The organism is Neorickettsia risticii str. Illinois, assembly GCF_000022525.1.
Lineage (GTDB): Bacteria > Pseudomonadota > Alphaproteobacteria > Rickettsiales > Anaplasmataceae > Neorickettsia > Neorickettsia risticii.
On sequence record NC_013009.1, the window covers coordinates 232,975 to 248,121 of the forward strand.

Consider the following 15,147-nt stretch of genomic DNA (forward strand, 5'->3'; position numbering starts at 1 on the left):
AAGAGTCGTTATCGGAGTTCAGTTTTGTGGTGAGTTCTCATGTAGCTGTTGTTGGCGCGACAGAAATTATTGGAAGAGAGTTGATTAAGTTGCTTGCGTGTAGGGAGATGAAAAAAGAATCCATTTCTTTTCTTGTTTCTAGGGAGCACGCGGGGATGCACATCGGTTTCGGTGAGAGCAGCGATGTCGTTGTGCAGGATGTAAGTATATATGATTTTTCCAAGGTTCGTTTGGCTTTTTTTGTTGGTGGGTGTGGAGTTTCTCATAATCTTGCCGAGCTTGCGACAATGGCAGGATGTATTGTTTTGGATAGTAGCTCTTGTTTTAGAATGAGAGATGATGTACCTCTTGTCATTCCTGAAGTCAATCCGCACGTCTTGAACTCTCTTCCCGATACTAGAGTTATTTCCAGTCCCAGCTCGCTAACGACACAGATGTTATTACCTCTGAAGCCTTTGCATGATGTAGCAAAAATTTCCAGGATATGGGTTAGCACCTACCAATCGGTTTCGGATGCTGGAGAGGCAGGAATGGATGAGTTGTACGAGAGTACAAAACGTAGATTTGCTTTTGCTCAGGAGAAGCCATGTGTATTCCCGAGAAACATAGAATTTAACTGCATTCCACAGGTGGGAGAATTAGACGAGCAAAACTTCTGTGACGAAGAAATAAGTCTTGTAAGAGAAACTAGAAAAATTTTGGAAGACTGTTCAGTAGATGTGTTCCCGACATGTGTACGAGTTCCAGTTTTTCTTGGTCATGCGCAGAGTATAACTGTGGAGTTCAAGGAAAACATTTCCAAGGATGATGTTTATGAAATACTTTCGGACGCTGAGGGGGTAGCCTTCTTAAGGAAAAACTATAAGTGTCAGCCAGAAGTTGTTGGATATGATGATGTTTTTGTCTCACGATTGAGGTTTCACTCTCCACGTATGCTGTCTATGTGGGTGGTTGCAGACAACTTGAGGAAAGGTGGTGCGTTGAATCTTCTCCATATTTATGATCTTTTGTGCAGTGTTCATGGTTGGAAGTAGCGTTCTGCATTTGATTCGTGACTTGATGTTACGGAAAAAATTGATTGGGGTGGTGTAGTTGGGTGCGTAAGGGTTGTCCGTTTGGATGCTGTTTTGCCATGTGGTGCTTCTTTCTGCAGAAAAGGTCGGGAAATGTTTTTTAATGCGCAAGCAGACTGTTCATTTGTAAAGTTTAAGGGAGAAGTTATTTTAATTGATTCCTTCCTAGCATAGAACGCAATATGTGGATGGTACTTCGAATGAACAAGATTTTCGAGCATGGTTCATGCTGTGAAGGATTTATTCATCGCTGTAGAACTTGAACATTGCTATAGCAGCAGCATTAGAAACATTAATACTATCGAAGTTTTTATCAGCGTACATCGGTATAGAAAGGGTTTGGTCACATCTGGTTTTTAGGAGATGTGAGATACCTTTTCCTTCTGAGCCAAGTACAAAGGCAACTTTATTCGGGAATCTTATTTCTGTTAATTTCGAACTCGCTCCTCCATCCATGGCATAACAAAAATAACCGTTCTCTTGTAGAATCTTTATTGCGTTTGTAAGATTCGCTATTGTGCAAACTGGTATACTCTCTAAGGCGCCGCTAGCTGTTTTCGCGATAACAGAAGTTTCACTCGGTGAATGACGTTGTTTCACTACAATTGCATCTACGCCAAAAGCCTTGGATGACCTCAGTATGTTACCGACATTAAATGGATCAGTTATACTATCCAGTATCATGACCAGGGATCTCTTGTTGGTATTTTTTAGTACATCTCTTAGCTCGGGTTGTGAGAGTTTTTCGGTTATCACTGCTATTCCTTGGTGAAGCGCATCCCTTCCACAAATCTTCGCAATTTGCGTGTTTTCACAAAAAGAAATATTTGGCAATCTAGATCGTTCGAGCAATGGTAAGTAAACAGCCTTTTTCTCTCTAGCGATGAAGATAGATAAAATATTTCTCTCAGGATTTTTTATCGCTGCTACGGCAGCATGTTTCCCAAATATTACGATCTTCTCCTGTTGCACTTGTCCGACAGAGTGTTAGAATATCACGACGACTGATCTTAGCAAAAAAACTTTGCGCGTTACAGTGTTGTATTAGGAGGGATGGCTGAGTGGTCAAAAGCAGCAGACTGTAAATCTGCCGACGTGAGTCTACGTAGGTTCAAATCCTTCTCCCTCCAGATTTTGTGCGGGTGTAATTCAATGGTAGAATATCAGCCTTCCAAGCTGGTTGTGTGGGTTCGATTCCCATCATCCGCTCCCTGTTTCTTTTTTGTTGTAGTGATTTAAGCGCTTTTGCGGCGATTGGGCCTTTTAATTGTTCGAGTTTTGGGTAGAATGTATCTAGTATGAAGAAAATTAGGATAAAACTTAAGTCATTCGACAGCGGGATTCTGCACCGTTCGACCAAAGAGATTGTCATGGCAGCTAAGCGTAATGGCGCTCTAGTTTCGGGACCGATACCTTTGCCGACCAGGGTGAGTCGTTATACGGTGAATAAGTCCCCTCATGTCGATAAGAAATCCCGCGAGCAATTCCAGCTTGCAGTGCACAAGTGCCTCTTGGAGCTTTCTAGTTTTAATGCGCATCTTTTGAGCACCTTTACGAATTTTCAGCTGCCGGCTGGAGTTGATATAAGTGTTGAGGTAAGAGATGAGTAGGGTTGGTTTATTGCTGAAGAAGGTTGGCTGTACCTCAGTCTACGACGATCGGTCTTCTTTAGTTCCGGTTACGCTTCTTCAATTAGAGGAAAATGTTGTCCTTTCCGCAGAGGAGAGAGACGGTGTTGTTGTCACAAGGGTCTCATTTGGAACTAGGAAGCTCAAAAAGCCACAGTTGGCGTACTTGAGGAAACTTGGTCTAGAGAAAGGTGGTAGGGTTGTTGAATTTCGGGTTTCGCCTCGCTTTGTGCCAGAGCCGCTTGGGTCTCTTACGGTAGAACATTTTCGTCCTGGTCAGTACGTCGATGCTGTTGGGACAAGCATAGGAAAGGGTTTTGCTGGTGTAATGAAGAGACATAACTTTGCTGGTTTACGCGCTTCTCACGGTGTTTCTATATCACATAGATCAGGTGGATCTACTGGGCAGTGTCAGGATCCTGGAAAAGTTTTTAAGGGAAAAAAAATGGCGGGGCATATGGGTAATGCTAGAGTTACCATGCAGAATCTATTGGTTCAGTTAGTAGATGTTGAAAACTGTCTCATAGGTGTACGCGGGAGCGTTCCTGGATGCAAGAATTCCTACGTTTTGTTGAGAGATGCGTTAAAAAAAGGTGAGTTTGCGTGATGAGTAGTCTAGAGGTAGGAGTTTTGGATTTTGGTGCCACCAGTCTTGCTGGGAGTGTCGCGGTGGATCGTGCGCTTATAGAGGCGCCGTTTCGTCCTGATCTGCTGAGTCTTGTGATAAATTGGCAGCTTGCAAAAAGACGTGCTGGTACTCACAAAACGAAGGGTATCTCTGAGGTTAGTGGTACGACTAGAAAGCCGTACAGACAGAAGGGTACCGGTAGAGCAAGGCAGGGTAGTTTGCGTGCTCCACAATTTCGCAAGGGTGGAATTGTGTTTGGACCAGTGGTTAGGCAGCATGGTTTTTCTGTTAATAAGAAGGTTAGATCCTTTGCTCTTTGTTCAGCTCTATCGATGAGATTCGCTGAAGGTCGCTTGTTTGTGCTTGAAAGTTGTAGATTGGGTGAGTCTAAAGCCGCTACGTTGCTAAAGTGGTTTGCTTCAAATACTGAGTTATCTGTGGGCAAGAAGTTTCTCATTGTGATGGAAGAGAAAAACGAAGATTTGCTCAGAGCGGCTTCCAATTTGCATTGGGTTAAGGTCTTATGGGGATCTTCTGCTAATGTATATGATGTTGTTCTGCATGACTTCGTGCTGCTCGAGAAGGCATCTGTTGATGTATTGGTTAAGAGGTTGCTGAAATGAGGCTCGATTTAATAGGCCCTTTGGTGGTCACTGAAAAGTCATGTTTACTGAAGGATTCCTTGGGGAAGATTTCGATTTTTGCGCCTGTCTCTGCAACCAAAAAGCAAGTTAGATCTCTTTTTTTGGAGAGGTTCAAAGGCATAAAGATTCTAGCAGTTAATTCTGTTCTTACTTGTGGAAAAAGTAAGCGCTTTAAGGGTAAGTCAGGTAAACGCTCCGATAAGAAGAAGTTTATCCTTACTATAGATGGTGGTTCCCAACTTGATTTGAGTAGGTTGTAGATTTATGCCGGTTAAGAATTTAAAGCCTTTTAATGCTTCCTCCAGAGGTGCGGTTCTCGTTGATTATTCTGCTCTCTGGCGTGGGTCGCCTGAGAAAAAGTTACTTCTTCCTAAGAGGTCAGGTTCTGGGAGAAATAACGCTGGTCGCATTACTGTTAGACATAGAGGTGGTAGAGGTAAAGTAAGGTATAGGTTGGTCAGCTTTAGTCGTTTTTCGTCTAGTGCTCCACTCTTTACAAGGGCTGTTGTTGAAAGGATTGAGTACGATCCGAATAGAACGGCATTTATTGCTTTAGTTCGTGATGCTAAGACCGGACTGCCTTCATATATTGTTGCCCCGGAGGGTCTGAAGAAAGGTGATGTGCTTTCGACGGACGTTTTTGATGATATAGCTCCAGGAGCGTGTATGCCGTTGGAAAAGGTGCCTCTTGGTACAACGGTGCATAATGTTGAGTTAAAACCCGGTGCTGGTGGCCAGCTTGTTCGTTCTGCAGGTAGTAGTGCACGTGTAATTGCCAGGGATGGGAATTACACGCTTATCACTTTACCTTCCGGAGAGAAGCGATTGATTCTGTCAACTTGTCGTGCTACGATTGGCACGGTTTCCAACGCAGATAGGAAAAATACTAAGCTAGGCAAAGCTGGAAGATCTAGGTGGCTTGGCAAAAGGCCTTCTGTGAGAGGGGTTGCGATGAACCCTGTGGATCATCCTATGGGTGGAGGAGAAGGAAAAACTTCGGGTGGGCGTCACCCTGTTTCTCCTTGGGGCTTCCCTACAAAAGGTAAGAAGACTAGGGGTCCCAATAAGTTGAGCTCGAAATTTATTAAGTCGAAGAAGAGGTAGTGTTTTGTATGCCTAGGTCTGTCTGGAAGGGTCCGTTTTGCGATAACTACGTTATAAAGTTGGCGAGGAGGGCTAGAGGCAATCCTAACGTTCTGATCAAGATAAGATCGAGGAGGTCTGTGATCCTACCTGCTTTTGTTGGTTACACTTTTGGAGTTTACAATGGGAAGGTGTTCATTCCTGTTAAAGTGAACGAGAACATGGTTGGCCATAAGTTTGGTGAGTTCTCTCCAACTAGGACATTCAACGGACATAGTGGAGATAGGAAGGTTAACAAAAAATGAGAGCTGAGTATAAAAATATGAAATCGAGTGTCCAGAAGGTAAATCTGGTTGCCGATATGATTCGTGGTAAGGGGGTCGGTGTTGCTAGGTCGCAGCTTTTGTTTTTGAAAAAAGCTTTGGCTAAGCCACTTTCGAAGGTTTTGATGTCATCTGTTGCGAATGCTCAAAATAATTTTGGTGTTGATCCAGATAGTTTGTACGTGAAGGAAGTTTTTGTGGGCAAGGGAATGTCTTTAAAGAGATTTGCGGCTCGCGCGCGCGGTAGATCTGCTTCTATTAGGAAGCACTACTCAAATGTATCTATTTTATTAGGGGTTTTGGATGGGTCAAAAGGTTAATCCTGTTGGTTTTAGGTTGTGGACACATGGCTCTCATGGTTCTGTTTGGTATAGTAAGTCTTGCGATTACGCTAAGACCGTTGCTGAAGACTACTTTGTCACCAGGTATGTGGAAAGCAGTTTTGCTCATATTGGTATATCTAAGGTAATTATAAAACGAAAGGGCGTGTCCTGTGATATTACACTTCATTGTGTAAAGCCTGGTCTGATAATTGGGAAGAAAGGTGCTGATCTTGAGTCTTTTAAACTTAAGCTGAACAAAAAGTTTGGTTTTGTTCCTAGCCTAAATGTTGTTGAAGTGAAGAAGCCTAACAGTAGTGCGGTATTAGTGGCGAAGAGTATTGCTTTTCAGCTTGAAAAACGTTCTTCCTTTAGGAGGGTGATAAAAAAGGCCATAGCCACTGTTATGAGGGAGAGCGACGTAAAAGGCGTGAAGGTTGCTTGCTCTGGCAGGCTTTCTGGAGCTGAAATTGCTCGTACGGAAGTCTTTAAGGAAGGCTCCATTCCTCTGCACACTATGCGGGCTGATATTGACTATTGGGTCGCTGAAGCTCATACGACGTATGGTGTAATAGGTGTGAAGGTTTGGATATACAGGGGTAATATATTTAGGGTATAGTGGTTTTTACTTGGTATGCTTGCACCGAAGAAATTAAAGCACAAGAAGTTTAGGAAAGTGAGGTTTTCGGACGCTAGTGCTAGGGGTTCAGGGTTGGCTTTTGGGGAATATGGCTTAAAAGCAGTTGGGAGCGCTAGGCTCAACGGAAGGCAAATAGAATCTGCTCGTAGGGTGATAACCAGGATTGTCTCAAAAGCGGGTAAGCTTTGGATAAATGTTTTCCCAGGAATTCCTCTTACACGAAAACCAACTGATGTTCGAATGGGTGGTGGTAAGGGATCTGTCGACTCCTATATCTTTGCTGTTTCTCCAGGTAGGGTGCTTTTTGAGCTGGGTGGTGTCGACAGAGAGAAGGCTAAGCTTGCTCTGTGTAAAGCATCTGCTAAGCTTCCTTTTTCTACAAAGTTTGTTGAGAGAGTTTCGTGTGAGCTATGAGAATGTCTGATATTAGAGCTAGGTCTAATGAGGAACTGATGGAATTGCTTTCCTCTATGAGGGCTGAGTTGTTTGCTATTGAGCTTAGGGTTCCCTCTTCTGAACCTGTGGTCAAGCGTGTTGCCAAAAAGTTTATCCGCAGAGATGTTGCGCGAATATTGACGTGTTTACGAGAGAATAAAGGGAGTTAGAATGTCTGCGTTGGTGTTAGAAGGTGTTGCCGTTAGGGATTCTTTATCTAAGACGGTTAAAGTAAGGGTCACTCGCAAGGTGTCCCATCCAAAATATAAGAAGGTTTTGCATCTTACGAAGTCTTACTTGGCGCATGATGAGGCGAATGTTGTCCGGGCCGGGCAGGTTGTGAGGATTCAAGCTGTGAGGCCTATATCCGCTCGGAAAGCGTGGTTGGTAGTTTAGGTGGTTGTCTTAGCTTTATGATAAAAAAGGAAACTGTGTTAGAAGTAGCTGACAATTCGGGTGCTAAGAAGGTTCTGTGTATCGGTATCTCGGGCTCAAAGAGGACAGCTTCGATAGGTGATGTAATAACTGTCTCGGTGAAGAAATGCATTCCTGTAGGCAAGGTTTCTGCTGGTTCTATACATAAAGCGGTTGTCGTACGGGTCAAGAAAAGGTCTCCTTCCAGTGTTGTAGTTTTTGGTGATAATGCTGTTGTGCTTCTCAATAAGCAGAATGAAATGATAGGAACGAGGGTTTTTGGGCCTACGGATAGTTTGTTGCGCCGTAATAAGGGTTTTGCAAAGATTTCCTCTTTGTCGCAGGAGGTTTTTCAGTGAGAAGGATAGTGTCTGGTGATCAGGTAAAGATCATTTCGGGTAGCGAAGCTGGTAAGATAGGTGTTGTACGGAAAGTTCTCTGTTCCTCTGTCGGTCAGAGAAAAGAGGTTCGTGTTATCGTATCTGATGTGAATGTTCGTAGGTTTGTTAAGAAGACTCAAGCTGGAAAGAAATTTGATGCTAGACCTTATCCGATTGCGGTTTCCAATGTTGCGCTGCTTGCGGGGGATGGTTTTATCTCGAAGGTTGGCTTTAAATTAAAGGACGGTACGAAAAGGCGGATTTTCAAGAGGACTGCCGAGTTTGTCTAGTTTGGGTATTTTAAGATGCTTGAAAGTGAATATCATAAAAATGTGTTGGCGAGGGTAATGAAAGAGGTTGGGGTGGACTCCCCTATAAAAGCCCCGAGATTTGAGAAAGTATGTCTCAGTGTTGGACTGGGTAGTGCTAGCAGTGATAGTAAGCTTTTGGCTTCTGCTGTTGAAGATTTATCTCTCATAGCTGGGCAAAAGGCTGTGGTGACGGTTGCGAAGAAGTCCATATCTTCCTTCAAGTTGCGCAAAGGCTTTCCGGTTGGTTGCCGGGTGACTCTCCGCAAGAGGAGGATGTTTGATTTCATAAACAGACTATTATACGTTGCCTTGCCTGATCAAAAGGATTTTAAGGGATTTACAGTGAGAAATTTTGACGGGCGTGGTAATATGGCTTTTGGTTTGACAGAGCATATTGTTTTCCCTGAAGTAGATTTTGACAAAACTTATCGGGTGATCGGGATGAATGTAGTTGTAGTCACGACGGCTTCTACTGATCAGTTAGCACGAGTCTTATTATCTTGCTACGGGTTTCCGTTCAGGGATTAGTATTTGGAATTTTTTGTATGGCAAAAAAAGCTTTGGTAGTAAAAGATGAAAGGAAAAGGGCGCTGGCCTGCCGTTCTAGAGAAAAGAGGTCCGCTGTTCGGAATATGAGGAACGATAAGACTATTTCGCTCAAGGAAAGAATTGCGATTCAGGCGAAGCTTAATTCTCTCCCTAGAAACAGTTCTCCTGCGAGAAGTAAGAATAGATGCTCGATAACTGGTAGGCCTAGAGGTTATTATCGTAAATTTGGTATCTCTAGGATACAGTTGCGTGTCTTGGCTAACTGGGGGAAGCTGCCTGGTGTTGTGAAATCTAGTTGGTAGTTTTTTAGGAGGGTGTTACGTGCCGAATAGCTTGATTGCAGATGCTATTACAAGAATTAGGAATGGACAAATGGCTAGGCTTCGAGAAGTCACCATATATCATTCTCGTATTCTTGTTGAAATAGCTGCCCTTCTCAAGGAAGAAGGTTATATTTTTGGGTATGAAGTGATTGAAATTAGGCCTTCTGTGAAGAGGATAATAATAAAGTTGAAATACTACTGCGGAGAGCCAGTTATAAGTAAGCTGAAGCTCTTTTCGCGGCCAGGGAAGAGGATTTATTCGCGCGCACGTGAGATACCAAGGTTCTACGGGGGATTGGGTATCTCAGTTCTTTCTACTTCTAAGGGTATTTTGCCCTCTTATAAGGCTGTGAGCAGTAATTGCGGTGGTGAGTTGTTATTTGGGGTGTATTAGATGTCCAGAGTTGGAGAGAGCAGTATTGATATTTCAGGTCTGGACTGTTCCTTTGAGCGGTCTACTGGTGTGGTGAAATTTTCTTCTAAAGAAGTGAGCGTGAGTCATGCCTTGCCTGGCGGTGTTTTTTGCGAGGTTAGTGCAGGACGCATTCAGCTAAGTGCAGAGGATGATTCGAAGTCGATGTTGCTTGGTTTGCATAGGAGCTTGCTCAATAATATTGCTTGCGGTTTGAGGAAAAAGTTCCAGCGTAGGCTTGTACTTAACGGTGTTGGTTATAAAGCTGAGGTGCGTGGTAGGTATCTTATCCTTTATTTGGGGTATACGCATAATATTAAGTATTTTATATTTGAGGCAGTTTCTATTACGGCTGTCAAACCAACTGAGCTGCTTATTGAAAGTTCGGATAAGCATGTGTTAGGTTTAGTTGTTTCGGATCTATGCTCTCTTAGGAAGTACGATCCTTACAAGGGAAAGGGGATTTTTCCGAGCGATGTTGTAATGCCTAGAAAAGAGGCGAAGAAAAAATAGTGATTGTTTCGTATTGTCAATGTATTTAAGGTTAAATAGGCGTGATAGGCGTGCCTTCAGAGCTCACTATCGGAAGAGGGGGAAGCTACCTTTGCGTCTCGTCGTCTCAAGAAAGAATCGCAATTTTCACGCGCAAATTATAGATGACGTAAGTGCGAGCACAGTGTATCATGTTTCGACTTTGAATAAGGATTTCGTGAGAAAGGGTGGGGTCCTTAATTCATCTATTGTGGTGGAGCTGGCTGAATATTTTGTATCCAGGATTCCGGAATCTTTGAAGGGATCTAAGGTTGTATTTGATAGTGGTGCTTCTGCCTACCATGGATTAGTGGCGCTTTTTGCGGAGAAGGTAAGGGCGTGTTTAGAGTTTTGAGGTCTTTTGTCGGAAAATGAAAAACGTCGATCATAGAAATTTGGATCTTTTTGAGAGTGTTGTTGACATAGCAAGAGTAAGTAAAGTTACGAAAGGTGGTCGTCAATTTTCGTTTAGAGTTGCTGCATTGGTAGGAGACAAGAAGGGTTGTGTCGGTTATGCCACTGCGAAGCATGATGAGATGCTTGATGCACGCAGTAAGGCTGTGAGAAAGGCGAAAGGTGCTATGATCCGTTTTCCGCTTAAGGAGGGCAGGACTATCCATCATGATTGTTTCTCGAAGCTTGGTGCTAGCAAACTGTTTATAAAACCTGCTCCTGAAGGTACTGGAATAGTTGCTGGTGGTGCCATGCGAAAGTTCTGTGAAATGTTGGGTGTATCAGATATTATTGCCAAGTCGTATGGTTCCTCTACTTCTGGTATAGTGATACGGAATGCTATTAAAGCGTTTTCGCTGGTATGTTCTCCTGAATATGTTGCTGGCAAGAGAAATAGAAAGAAGTCAAAATTTGTTAGTGAATCTGTTGCCCAATGATTAAAGTTAATGATATTTTACTCTCTTTGGTGACTCGTCGCTCGAAGCGACGCGGTAGGGGTATAGGTAGTGGGAAGGGTAAGACCTGTGGTAGGGGCTTCAATGGCCAAGGCTCTAGGACTGGAGTCGCTCTTTCTCGTATGGAGGGGGGACAGCAGTCCTTTCTTCGCGCGTTACCTAAGCGTGGACAAAGGCCATTGGCGAAGAAAATTTATTCCCTTGTTAGCACTGGGGAGATTGCTTCTCTTGTAGGGTCTGGCGTTTTTTCTTCGGGGGAAATCCATATTTCAAAGGAGCTGATGCTCAAGTGTGGCCTGATTAAGAAGAATTCTTTGGTTAAGGTTTTGGCTTCTACTGGTGTCTCACTTGTTGATCTTAAGATTTCTTCCTGTGAGTACGACAAAATTTCTGTTTCTGCTAGACGTGCTTTTGGGTTACCTGAATGAATCAATCGAACTTCGGATTACTTTTTTCGTCTAAGGATCTTTTCCACCGGCTGTGCTTCTTGTTGGTGGCTCTTTTGGTTTACAGGTTTGGTACTTTTATAACTCTTCCCAGTGTGAATCCCGCGCATGTATCGGAGATCTTTGGTGCTAATCTTTCATCTGGCATAATAGGGATGTTTAACACTTTTTCCGGAGGTGCTCTTGGGAGAATGACGCTATTTGCGCTCAACGTGATGCCATACATAGTCTCGTCGATTGTGGTGCAGATATTTTTCTCGATGCTTAAGAGTGAAGGAAAAGTGAGTGCCGAGTTTATGAACGAGTCCAGGTTGTCATTTTACTCAAAATTGGTTGCACTTTTTCTTGCTTTCTTTCAGGGTTTCGTTATCGTTGTTGGCCTCGAAAGGACAAAAGCCTTTGTTGGTGGTAATGAAGAATTTTATTCTTTGTTAAAATATGCGTCGGTTTTCACCTTGGTCTGTGGGACATTCTCTTTGATTTGGCTTGGCCAGCAAATCAATTCTAGGGGTATAGGAAATGGTATATCGTTGATAATTTTTGCCGGAATAGTTGCAGAGATGCCGGCTATTTTTGGCAATCTCTTTTCGGGTATTGGGTCCCCGGGTTCGGGCATTCTCGGCATTTTTGTAAGTTTGTCTTTGCTCTTTTTTGTTGTTTTTTTGGTTGTTCTTGTGGAACGTGCTTCCAAGAATATTCCGGTTCATTATCCCCGTCGCAGGACTTGGGGTAGCACGCATGGAGACGCTGCTTCTAATATACCTGTGAAGATTAACGTTTCGGGTGTTATACCTCCAATCTTTGCTAATGCGCTTATTTTATTTCCCCTGACGCTGGCGAATTTCTCAGCGGATAGCTATCTTGGGGAATTCATTATTAGGTACTTTTCGGTTGGTCAGCCACTGTATTTTCTTTTACATTCTTGTTTGTTGGTATTTTTCTGTTTTTTTTATAGTGATTTTGTTTTTAACACAACTGAAATTTCTGACTCTTTAAAAAAGGGTGAGGCAATTGTTGCAGGTAGAAGGCCTGGTATTTCGACTAAGAGACATCTTGATTATGTTCTTACGCGTGTCACGGTTGTTGGTGCTGCGTATCTTGTCTGTATCTGTGTGGTACCTGAGATTTTTCGTAGCTATTTTGGTTTTGATGCTATCATCAGCGGTACGAGTTTATTGATAATTGTAAATGTTATAACAGATCTACTCTCTCAGATTCAGGTGCACCTCTTTAGTTCTCATTATTCTTCTTTTTTAAAAAAGGGAGGGGTGGTTTTTAACAAGCGATGAATTTAGTAATATTTGGTCCACCTGGCTCTGGTAAGGGGACACAGTCCTTGCGGATTTGTTCTTATGTTTCAGCTTCCGTGGTTGACTGTGGTAAGCTTTTGAGGGCAGCTGCTCTCACTATGGGGCAATCTGAGGATCTTAAAGCTGGAAAGCTTCTTCCGGATGAGTTGGTAATAGGTCTTGTAAGAGAGAGGTTGAAGGAGCTGATAAAAGTCGGGGATAATTTTATTCTCGATGGTTTTCCACGAAGTGTAGTCCAGTGTCACGCACTATTTGAAATGTCTTCTGAACTAGAGTTTGAGATTTCGTGTCTTGTAAAGTTTGAAGTTTCTGAAAGGGAAATTTTTGCGAGGCTTTTGGATAGGCTTGTGTGTAGGGCGTGTGGTGCTCTTCATGATATTGTTTTGGGCAGGTGTGTTTCCTGTGGTAGCGTTGAATATGAAAGGCGTAGTGATGATCTCAAAGTTGAGGCGATAAAAAAAAGACTGATGCTATATGGTGCTGTTGAGCGGGATATTGTAAACTTGTTCAGGTCTAGATCTATAAAAGTGTTGAGCATAGATGCAGGCCGTTCCGTAGACGAGGTTGCAGCTGATCTTAGGACGCAACTTTTGATGTTTATATGATATATTTGAGCGTATGAGGTTTTTAGGGGTAAACTTGCCGGATAATAAGGCGGTTGTCGTTGCTTTAACGTATGTGTATGGGATAGGCCTGCCTACGGCGAGGAAGATTTGTTCTAGCCTTGCTATAGATGGATCTGCTAAATTGCCGGATTTGGGGCAGGAGCAGCTAAATTCCATTATGGCATATATCAAGAACGACATTCCGTTTGAAGGGGAGTTAAGAAAGTCTGTTGCCTTTTCAATTAAGCACTTAGTGGATATCAAGTGCTATAGGGGGGTAAGACACAGAAAGAATCTGCCTGTTAGAGGACAGAGGACTAGGACAAATGCTCGCACTAGAAAAGGCAAAGTCAGAGTTCCTATTGCAGCTAAGAAGAGAGTTTAGTATTCGATATACATGAAAGAAAAGAAAAGTATCGTTTCGGGTAATGCGCACGTTATTGTGACGTTTAATAATGTCTATATCAGTGTCACCGATCATCAGGGAAATGTACAAGGCTGGGCCAGTTCTGGCTCGGTTGGCTTTAAGGGTAATAAGAAGTCCACCGCGTACGCTGCACAGTCTGTTGCAACGACCTTAATGACCAAGCTGAAGCGCATCGGATTAAAAATCCTTAATGTTTATTTAAGTGGTTCCAATCCAATTAGGGAAGCTGCGCTTCGTGCGATTCGCAATTCGGGCATCGTAATCATCTCCCTTCAGGACATGACGCCTGTTCCACATAATGGAGTAAGGCTGAGAAGGAGGCGTAGGGTTTAGTCTTTTATATATGATTTTTGACGTTGTGTAGTTTATTATGAGTGTTGTCTTAGATAAGGGTTCTTTAGTCGATGTTTTTTCTTCTCCCTCTGTTGTTTTTAACCAAATCCGGGAAGGGTACTCTGCTGAGTTCGTTGTTGAGCCCTTGCGTGGAGGCTTTGGGCTGACAATTGGGAACGCGATGCGTAGGGTTCTCCTTTCGTCCCTCAGTGGTTTTGCTATAAGTGCTGTTGGGATTAAGGGGTTAACTCACGAATTTTCTTGTATACCTGGGGTGCGTGAGGACTTTGCCGACCTTGCGCTCAACTTAAAAAAGGTGGTTTTAAAGAGTGTTTCTGGTGCTACATGCGGAAATTTGCATCTTTCTGTTACGGGTGGAGGTGCTGTGTTCTCTAACATGATTTCTCCTAGTCACGACTTCGAAGTTGTTAATGCGGATTTACTGATATGCAATGTTGCTGAGGGGGTTTCGTTAGAGATGGAAATGAAGGTTAGTAGCGGTTTCGGATATGTGTCGTCTGTCTCTGTTAGGAAGGATGAATATGATCTTGAAGGTGCTGTTCCGATAGACGCAATTTATAATCCCGTTCGTGCTGTGAATTTTACGGTCAAGCCTACTAGTGCTGGCAGCTTTGTTGGGCACGACAAGTTGATTCTTTATGTTGAAACAAACGGTGCTATGGATCCAAAGACTGCTGTTCTTGAGGCAAGTAAGATACTGTCGACTCAGGCGAGGTGTTTTCTTAATATTGCGGACCCTGAACATCGGGTTCATGGAGTTCCTTATAGTGTTTCCACTTCTGACAGGAATGATACTAGTGATCTTTTGTCTGCGCGCATCGATCGTTTGTATTTGTCTGCAAGAGCAAGGAAATGTCTTAATGGCGAGAATATAGTTTACATAAGGGATTTGGTTTCTAGAACAGAGGCTGATTTGTTGAAAGCACCAAACTTCGGTAGGCGTTCTTTAGAAGAAGTAAAAAAAGAGTTGTTTAGCAAAGGATTGAGTCTTGGTATGAATCTCGATAGTCATGGTTGAACTTTATGGGAATTTATTATGAAGCACAGGGTAAAGAAGCATAGATTATCAAGGAATTCCTCACATAGGATGTCACTTATGTGCAATCTTTCCGTCTCAATAATAGAGCACGGGCGGTTGCAGACTACTTTGGCTAAGGCCAGGGCTCTGCGGCCGTTTATTGAAAAGTTGATTACTAAAGCTAGGGTACCGGATTCGTTGTCTGTGAGGAGGCTTTTGCTCTCTCGTATCAAGAACGAGTCTGCGGTTAAGAAACTTATCAATGAGGTTGCACGGCGTTATACAGATCGTCCAGGTGGTTACTGCAGGATTGTTAAGACCGGATACAGAGTCGGTGATGCTGCTCCGATGGCTATCATAGAATTTGTATAAGGGTTCGCTTGTA

The 15,147-nt window shown here is 43.2% G+C and carries 28 protein-coding genes and 2 tRNA genes; 29 read left to right on the forward strand and 1 reads right to left on the reverse strand.

Annotated features, from left to right (window positions below):
• Positions 1 to 29 precede the first annotated feature (29 nt).
• Positions 30 to 1,034 carry an aspartate-semialdehyde dehydrogenase gene (locus tag NRI_RS01085; protein ID WP_041351420.1) on the forward strand — a complete coding sequence of 335 codons (1,005 nt, stop codon included), beginning with the start codon at positions 30 to 32 and terminating at the stop codon, positions 1,032 to 1,034.
• A 279-nt stretch (positions 1,035 to 1,313) separates the two neighbouring features.
• On the opposite strand, the gene rlmB is transcribed toward NRI_RS01085, so the two are convergent.
• Complete coding sequence (rlmB, locus tag NRI_RS01095) at positions 1,314 to 2,045, reverse strand: 23S rRNA (guanosine(2251)-2'-O)-methyltransferase RlmB (RefSeq protein WP_015816135.1); 732 nt, start codon at positions 2,043 to 2,045, stop codon at positions 1,314 to 1,316.
• 75 nt (positions 2,046 to 2,120) lie between these two features.
• Here rlmB and NRI_RS01100 point away from each other — a divergent pair.
• The 28 genes from NRI_RS01100 (at position 2,121) to rplQ (ending at position 15,134) form a co-directional block, all read left to right on the forward strand.
• Positions 2,121 to 2,203, forward strand: a tRNA-Tyr gene (locus tag NRI_RS01100).
• 8 nt (positions 2,204 to 2,211) lie between these two features.
• A tRNA-Gly gene (locus tag NRI_RS01105) sits at positions 2,212 to 2,282 on the forward strand.
• An 89-nt stretch (positions 2,283 to 2,371) separates the two neighbouring features.
• Positions 2,372 to 2,683 carry a 30S ribosomal protein S10 gene (gene rpsJ, locus NRI_RS01110; RefSeq protein WP_011451662.1) on the forward strand — a complete coding sequence of 104 codons (312 nt, stop codon included), beginning with the start codon at positions 2,372 to 2,374 and terminating at the stop codon, positions 2,681 to 2,683.
• Positions 2,676 to 3,308: a 50S ribosomal protein L3 gene (rplC, locus tag NRI_RS01115; protein ID WP_015816137.1), complete on the forward strand. Its 633-nt coding sequence runs from the start codon at positions 2,676 to 2,678 to the stop codon at positions 3,306 to 3,308. The genes rpsJ and rplC overlap by 8 nt, the downstream gene beginning before the upstream one ends.
• Entirely contained in the window at positions 3,308 to 3,952 is a 645-nt protein-coding gene (gene rplD / locus NRI_RS01120; RefSeq protein WP_015816138.1) for a 50S ribosomal protein L4, read from the forward strand. The genes rplC and rplD overlap by 1 nt, the downstream gene beginning before the upstream one ends.
• The gene (locus NRI_RS01125; protein WP_015816139.1) at positions 3,949 to 4,233 is read left to right on the forward strand and encodes a 50S ribosomal protein L23; all 285 of its coding nucleotides are present in this window, start codon (positions 3,949 to 3,951) and stop codon (positions 4,231 to 4,233) included. Before rplD ends, NRI_RS01125 begins: the two co-directional genes overlap by 4 nt.
• 4 nt (positions 4,234 to 4,237) lie before the next feature.
• Positions 4,238 to 5,077 (forward strand): 50S ribosomal protein L2, encoded by an 840-nt coding sequence (rplB, locus tag NRI_RS01130; protein ID WP_015816140.1) that lies wholly within the window; start codon positions 4,238 to 4,240, stop codon positions 5,075 to 5,077.
• 8 nt (positions 5,078 to 5,085) lie between these two features.
• Positions 5,086 to 5,361: a 30S ribosomal protein S19 gene (gene rpsS, locus NRI_RS01135; RefSeq protein ID WP_011451667.1), complete on the forward strand. Its 276-nt coding sequence runs from the start codon at positions 5,086 to 5,088 to the stop codon at positions 5,359 to 5,361.
• On the forward strand, positions 5,358 to 5,699 hold the full coding sequence (rplV, locus tag NRI_RS01140; protein WP_015816142.1) for a 50S ribosomal protein L22: 342 nt from the start codon (positions 5,358 to 5,360) through the stop codon (positions 5,697 to 5,699). Before rpsS ends, rplV begins: the two co-directional genes overlap by 4 nt.
• On the forward strand, positions 5,683 to 6,318 hold the full coding sequence (gene rpsC, locus NRI_RS01145) for a 30S ribosomal protein S3 (protein ID WP_015816143.1): 636 nt from the start codon (positions 5,683 to 5,685) through the stop codon (positions 6,316 to 6,318). The genes rplV and rpsC overlap by 17 nt, the downstream gene beginning before the upstream one ends.
• Positions 6,319 to 6,333: 15 nt before the next feature.
• On the forward strand, positions 6,334 to 6,753 hold the full coding sequence (gene rplP, locus NRI_RS01150; protein ID WP_015816144.1) for a 50S ribosomal protein L16: 420 nt from the start codon (positions 6,334 to 6,336) through the stop codon (positions 6,751 to 6,753).
• 2 nt (positions 6,754 to 6,755) lie between these two features.
• The gene (gene rpmC / locus NRI_RS01155; protein WP_238523021.1) at positions 6,756 to 6,944 is read left to right on the forward strand and encodes a 50S ribosomal protein L29; all 189 of its coding nucleotides are present in this window, start codon (positions 6,756 to 6,758) and stop codon (positions 6,942 to 6,944) included.
• A gap of 1 nt (position 6,945) precedes the next feature.
• On the forward strand, positions 6,946 to 7,170 hold the full coding sequence (gene rpsQ / locus NRI_RS01160) for a 30S ribosomal protein S17 (RefSeq protein WP_011451672.1): 225 nt from the start codon (positions 6,946 to 6,948) through the stop codon (positions 7,168 to 7,170).
• 17 nt (positions 7,171 to 7,187) lie between these two features.
• Positions 7,188 to 7,547, forward strand: coding sequence for a 50S ribosomal protein L14 (gene rplN, locus NRI_RS01165; protein WP_015816146.1), 360 nt, complete (start codon positions 7,188 to 7,190; stop codon positions 7,545 to 7,547).
• On the forward strand, positions 7,544 to 7,858 hold the full coding sequence (rplX, locus tag NRI_RS01170; RefSeq protein WP_015816147.1) for a 50S ribosomal protein L24: 315 nt from the start codon (positions 7,544 to 7,546) through the stop codon (positions 7,856 to 7,858). Before rplN ends, rplX begins: the two co-directional genes overlap by 4 nt.
• Before the next feature lie 15 nt (positions 7,859 to 7,873).
• Positions 7,874 to 8,407 (forward strand): 50S ribosomal protein L5, encoded by a 534-nt coding sequence (rplE, locus tag NRI_RS01175; RefSeq protein WP_015816148.1) that lies wholly within the window; start codon positions 7,874 to 7,876, stop codon positions 8,405 to 8,407.
• 17 nt (positions 8,408 to 8,424) lie between these two features.
• Positions 8,425 to 8,730, forward strand: coding sequence for a 30S ribosomal protein S14 (rpsN, locus tag NRI_RS01180; RefSeq protein ID WP_015816149.1), 306 nt, complete (start codon positions 8,425 to 8,427; stop codon positions 8,728 to 8,730).
• Between the two features lie 19 nt (positions 8,731 to 8,749).
• On the forward strand, positions 8,750 to 9,145 hold the full coding sequence (gene rpsH, locus NRI_RS01185) for a 30S ribosomal protein S8 (protein ID WP_015816150.1): 396 nt from the start codon (positions 8,750 to 8,752) through the stop codon (positions 9,143 to 9,145).
• Positions 9,146 to 9,676 carry a 50S ribosomal protein L6 gene (locus NRI_RS01190; protein ID WP_015816151.1) on the forward strand — a complete coding sequence of 177 codons (531 nt, stop codon included), beginning with the start codon at positions 9,146 to 9,148 and terminating at the stop codon, positions 9,674 to 9,676. It abuts the gene before it with no gap.
• 19 nt (positions 9,677 to 9,695) lie between these two features.
• A complete protein-coding gene (locus NRI_RS01195; RefSeq protein WP_081436398.1) occupies positions 9,696 to 10,049 on the forward strand; it encodes a 50S ribosomal protein L18 in 354 nt (117 codons plus the stop codon).
• 16 nt (positions 10,050 to 10,065) lie between these two features.
• Positions 10,066 to 10,584: a 30S ribosomal protein S5 gene (locus NRI_RS01200; RefSeq protein WP_015816166.1), complete on the forward strand. Its 519-nt coding sequence runs from the start codon at positions 10,066 to 10,068 to the stop codon at positions 10,582 to 10,584.
• A complete protein-coding gene (gene rplO / locus NRI_RS01205) occupies positions 10,581 to 11,030 on the forward strand; it encodes a 50S ribosomal protein L15 (protein WP_015816154.1) in 450 nt (149 codons plus the stop codon). The genes NRI_RS01200 and rplO overlap by 4 nt, the downstream gene beginning before the upstream one ends.
• Positions 11,027 to 12,337 (forward strand): preprotein translocase subunit SecY, encoded by a 1,311-nt coding sequence (gene secY, locus NRI_RS01210; RefSeq protein WP_015816167.1) that lies wholly within the window; start codon positions 11,027 to 11,029, stop codon positions 12,335 to 12,337. Before rplO ends, secY begins: the two co-directional genes overlap by 4 nt.
• A complete protein-coding gene (locus NRI_RS01215; protein ID WP_015816155.1) occupies positions 12,334 to 12,963 on the forward strand; it encodes an adenylate kinase family protein in 630 nt (209 codons plus the stop codon). The genes secY and NRI_RS01215 overlap by 4 nt, the downstream gene beginning before the upstream one ends.
• Positions 12,964 to 12,976: 13 nt before the next feature.
• The gene (gene rpsM, locus NRI_RS01220) at positions 12,977 to 13,348 is read left to right on the forward strand and encodes a 30S ribosomal protein S13 (RefSeq protein WP_015816168.1); all 372 of its coding nucleotides are present in this window, start codon (positions 12,977 to 12,979) and stop codon (positions 13,346 to 13,348) included.
• 12 nt (positions 13,349 to 13,360) lie between these two features.
• Entirely contained in the window at positions 13,361 to 13,723 is a 363-nt protein-coding gene (gene rpsK, locus NRI_RS01225) for a 30S ribosomal protein S11 (protein ID WP_015816156.1), read from the forward strand.
• A 37-nt stretch (positions 13,724 to 13,760) separates the two neighbouring features.
• A complete protein-coding gene (locus NRI_RS01230) occupies positions 13,761 to 14,762 on the forward strand; it encodes a DNA-directed RNA polymerase subunit alpha (protein ID WP_015816169.1) in 1,002 nt (333 codons plus the stop codon).
• A gap of 18 nt (positions 14,763 to 14,780) precedes the next feature.
• Positions 14,781 to 15,134 (forward strand): 50S ribosomal protein L17, encoded by a 354-nt coding sequence (gene rplQ, locus NRI_RS01235; RefSeq protein ID WP_041351429.1) that lies wholly within the window; start codon positions 14,781 to 14,783, stop codon positions 15,132 to 15,134.
• Positions 15,135 to 15,147: the final 13 nt, after the last annotated feature.

What these genes read in the sequence shown, in the direction of transcription:
- NRI_RS01125 (WP_015816139.1), top strand. Translation starts at nt 3,949, where the DNA reads ATGAGGCTCGATTTAATAGGCCCTTTGGTGGTCACTGAAAAGTCATGT.
- rplN (WP_015816146.1), top strand. Translation starts at nt 7,188, where the DNA reads ATGATAAAAAAGGAAACTGTGTTAGAAGTAGCTGACAATTCGGGTGCT.
- rpmC (WP_238523021.1), top strand. Translation starts at nt 6,756, where the DNA reads ATGTCTGATATTAGAGCTAGGTCTAATGAGGAACTGATGGAATTGCTT.
- rplO (WP_015816154.1), top strand. Translation starts at nt 10,581, where the DNA reads ATGATTAAAGTTAATGATATTTTACTCTCTTTGGTGACTCGTCGCTCG.
- rpsQ (WP_011451672.1), top strand. Translation starts at nt 6,946, where the DNA reads ATGTCTGCGTTGGTGTTAGAAGGTGTTGCCGTTAGGGATTCTTTATCT.
- rplP (WP_015816144.1), top strand. Translation starts at nt 6,334, where the DNA reads ATGCTTGCACCGAAGAAATTAAAGCACAAGAAGTTTAGGAAAGTGAGG.
- NRI_RS01215 (WP_015816155.1), top strand. Translation starts at nt 12,334, where the DNA reads ATGAATTTAGTAATATTTGGTCCACCTGGCTCTGGTAAGGGGACACAG.
- rpsM (WP_015816168.1), top strand. Translation starts at nt 12,977, where the DNA reads ATGAGGTTTTTAGGGGTAAACTTGCCGGATAATAAGGCGGTTGTCGTT.
- rpsC (WP_015816143.1), top strand. Translation starts at nt 5,683, where the DNA reads ATGGGTCAAAAGGTTAATCCTGTTGGTTTTAGGTTGTGGACACATGGC.
- NRI_RS01200 (WP_015816166.1), top strand. Translation starts at nt 10,066, where the DNA reads ATGAAAAACGTCGATCATAGAAATTTGGATCTTTTTGAGAGTGTTGTT.
- rplB (WP_015816140.1), top strand. Translation starts at nt 4,238, where the DNA reads ATGCCGGTTAAGAATTTAAAGCCTTTTAATGCTTCCTCCAGAGGTGCG.
- rpsN (WP_015816149.1), top strand. Translation starts at nt 8,425, where the DNA reads ATGGCAAAAAAAGCTTTGGTAGTAAAAGATGAAAGGAAAAGGGCGCTG.
- NRI_RS01190 (WP_015816151.1), top strand. Translation starts at nt 9,146, where the DNA reads ATGTCCAGAGTTGGAGAGAGCAGTATTGATATTTCAGGTCTGGACTGT.
- rplQ (WP_041351429.1), top strand. Translation starts at nt 14,781, where the DNA reads ATGAAGCACAGGGTAAAGAAGCATAGATTATCAAGGAATTCCTCACAT.
- secY (WP_015816167.1), top strand. Translation starts at nt 11,027, where the DNA reads ATGAATCAATCGAACTTCGGATTACTTTTTTCGTCTAAGGATCTTTTC.
- rplE (WP_015816148.1), top strand. Translation starts at nt 7,874, where the DNA reads ATGCTTGAAAGTGAATATCATAAAAATGTGTTGGCGAGGGTAATGAAA.
- NRI_RS01230 (WP_015816169.1), top strand. Translation starts at nt 13,761, where the DNA reads ATGAGTGTTGTCTTAGATAAGGGTTCTTTAGTCGATGTTTTTTCTTCT.
- rpsS (WP_011451667.1), top strand. Translation starts at nt 5,086, where the DNA reads ATGCCTAGGTCTGTCTGGAAGGGTCCGTTTTGCGATAACTACGTTATA.
- rpsJ (WP_011451662.1), top strand. Translation starts at nt 2,372, where the DNA reads ATGAAGAAAATTAGGATAAAACTTAAGTCATTCGACAGCGGGATTCTG.
- rplC (WP_015816137.1), top strand. Translation starts at nt 2,676, where the DNA reads ATGAGTAGGGTTGGTTTATTGCTGAAGAAGGTTGGCTGTACCTCAGTC.
- rplD (WP_015816138.1), top strand. Translation starts at nt 3,308, where the DNA reads ATGAGTAGTCTAGAGGTAGGAGTTTTGGATTTTGGTGCCACCAGTCTT.
- rplV (WP_015816142.1), top strand. Translation starts at nt 5,358, where the DNA reads ATGAGAGCTGAGTATAAAAATATGAAATCGAGTGTCCAGAAGGTAAAT.
- NRI_RS01195 (WP_081436398.1), top strand. Translation starts at nt 9,696, where the DNA reads ATGTATTTAAGGTTAAATAGGCGTGATAGGCGTGCCTTCAGAGCTCAC.
- rpsK (WP_015816156.1), top strand. Translation starts at nt 13,361, where the DNA reads ATGAAAGAAAAGAAAAGTATCGTTTCGGGTAATGCGCACGTTATTGTG.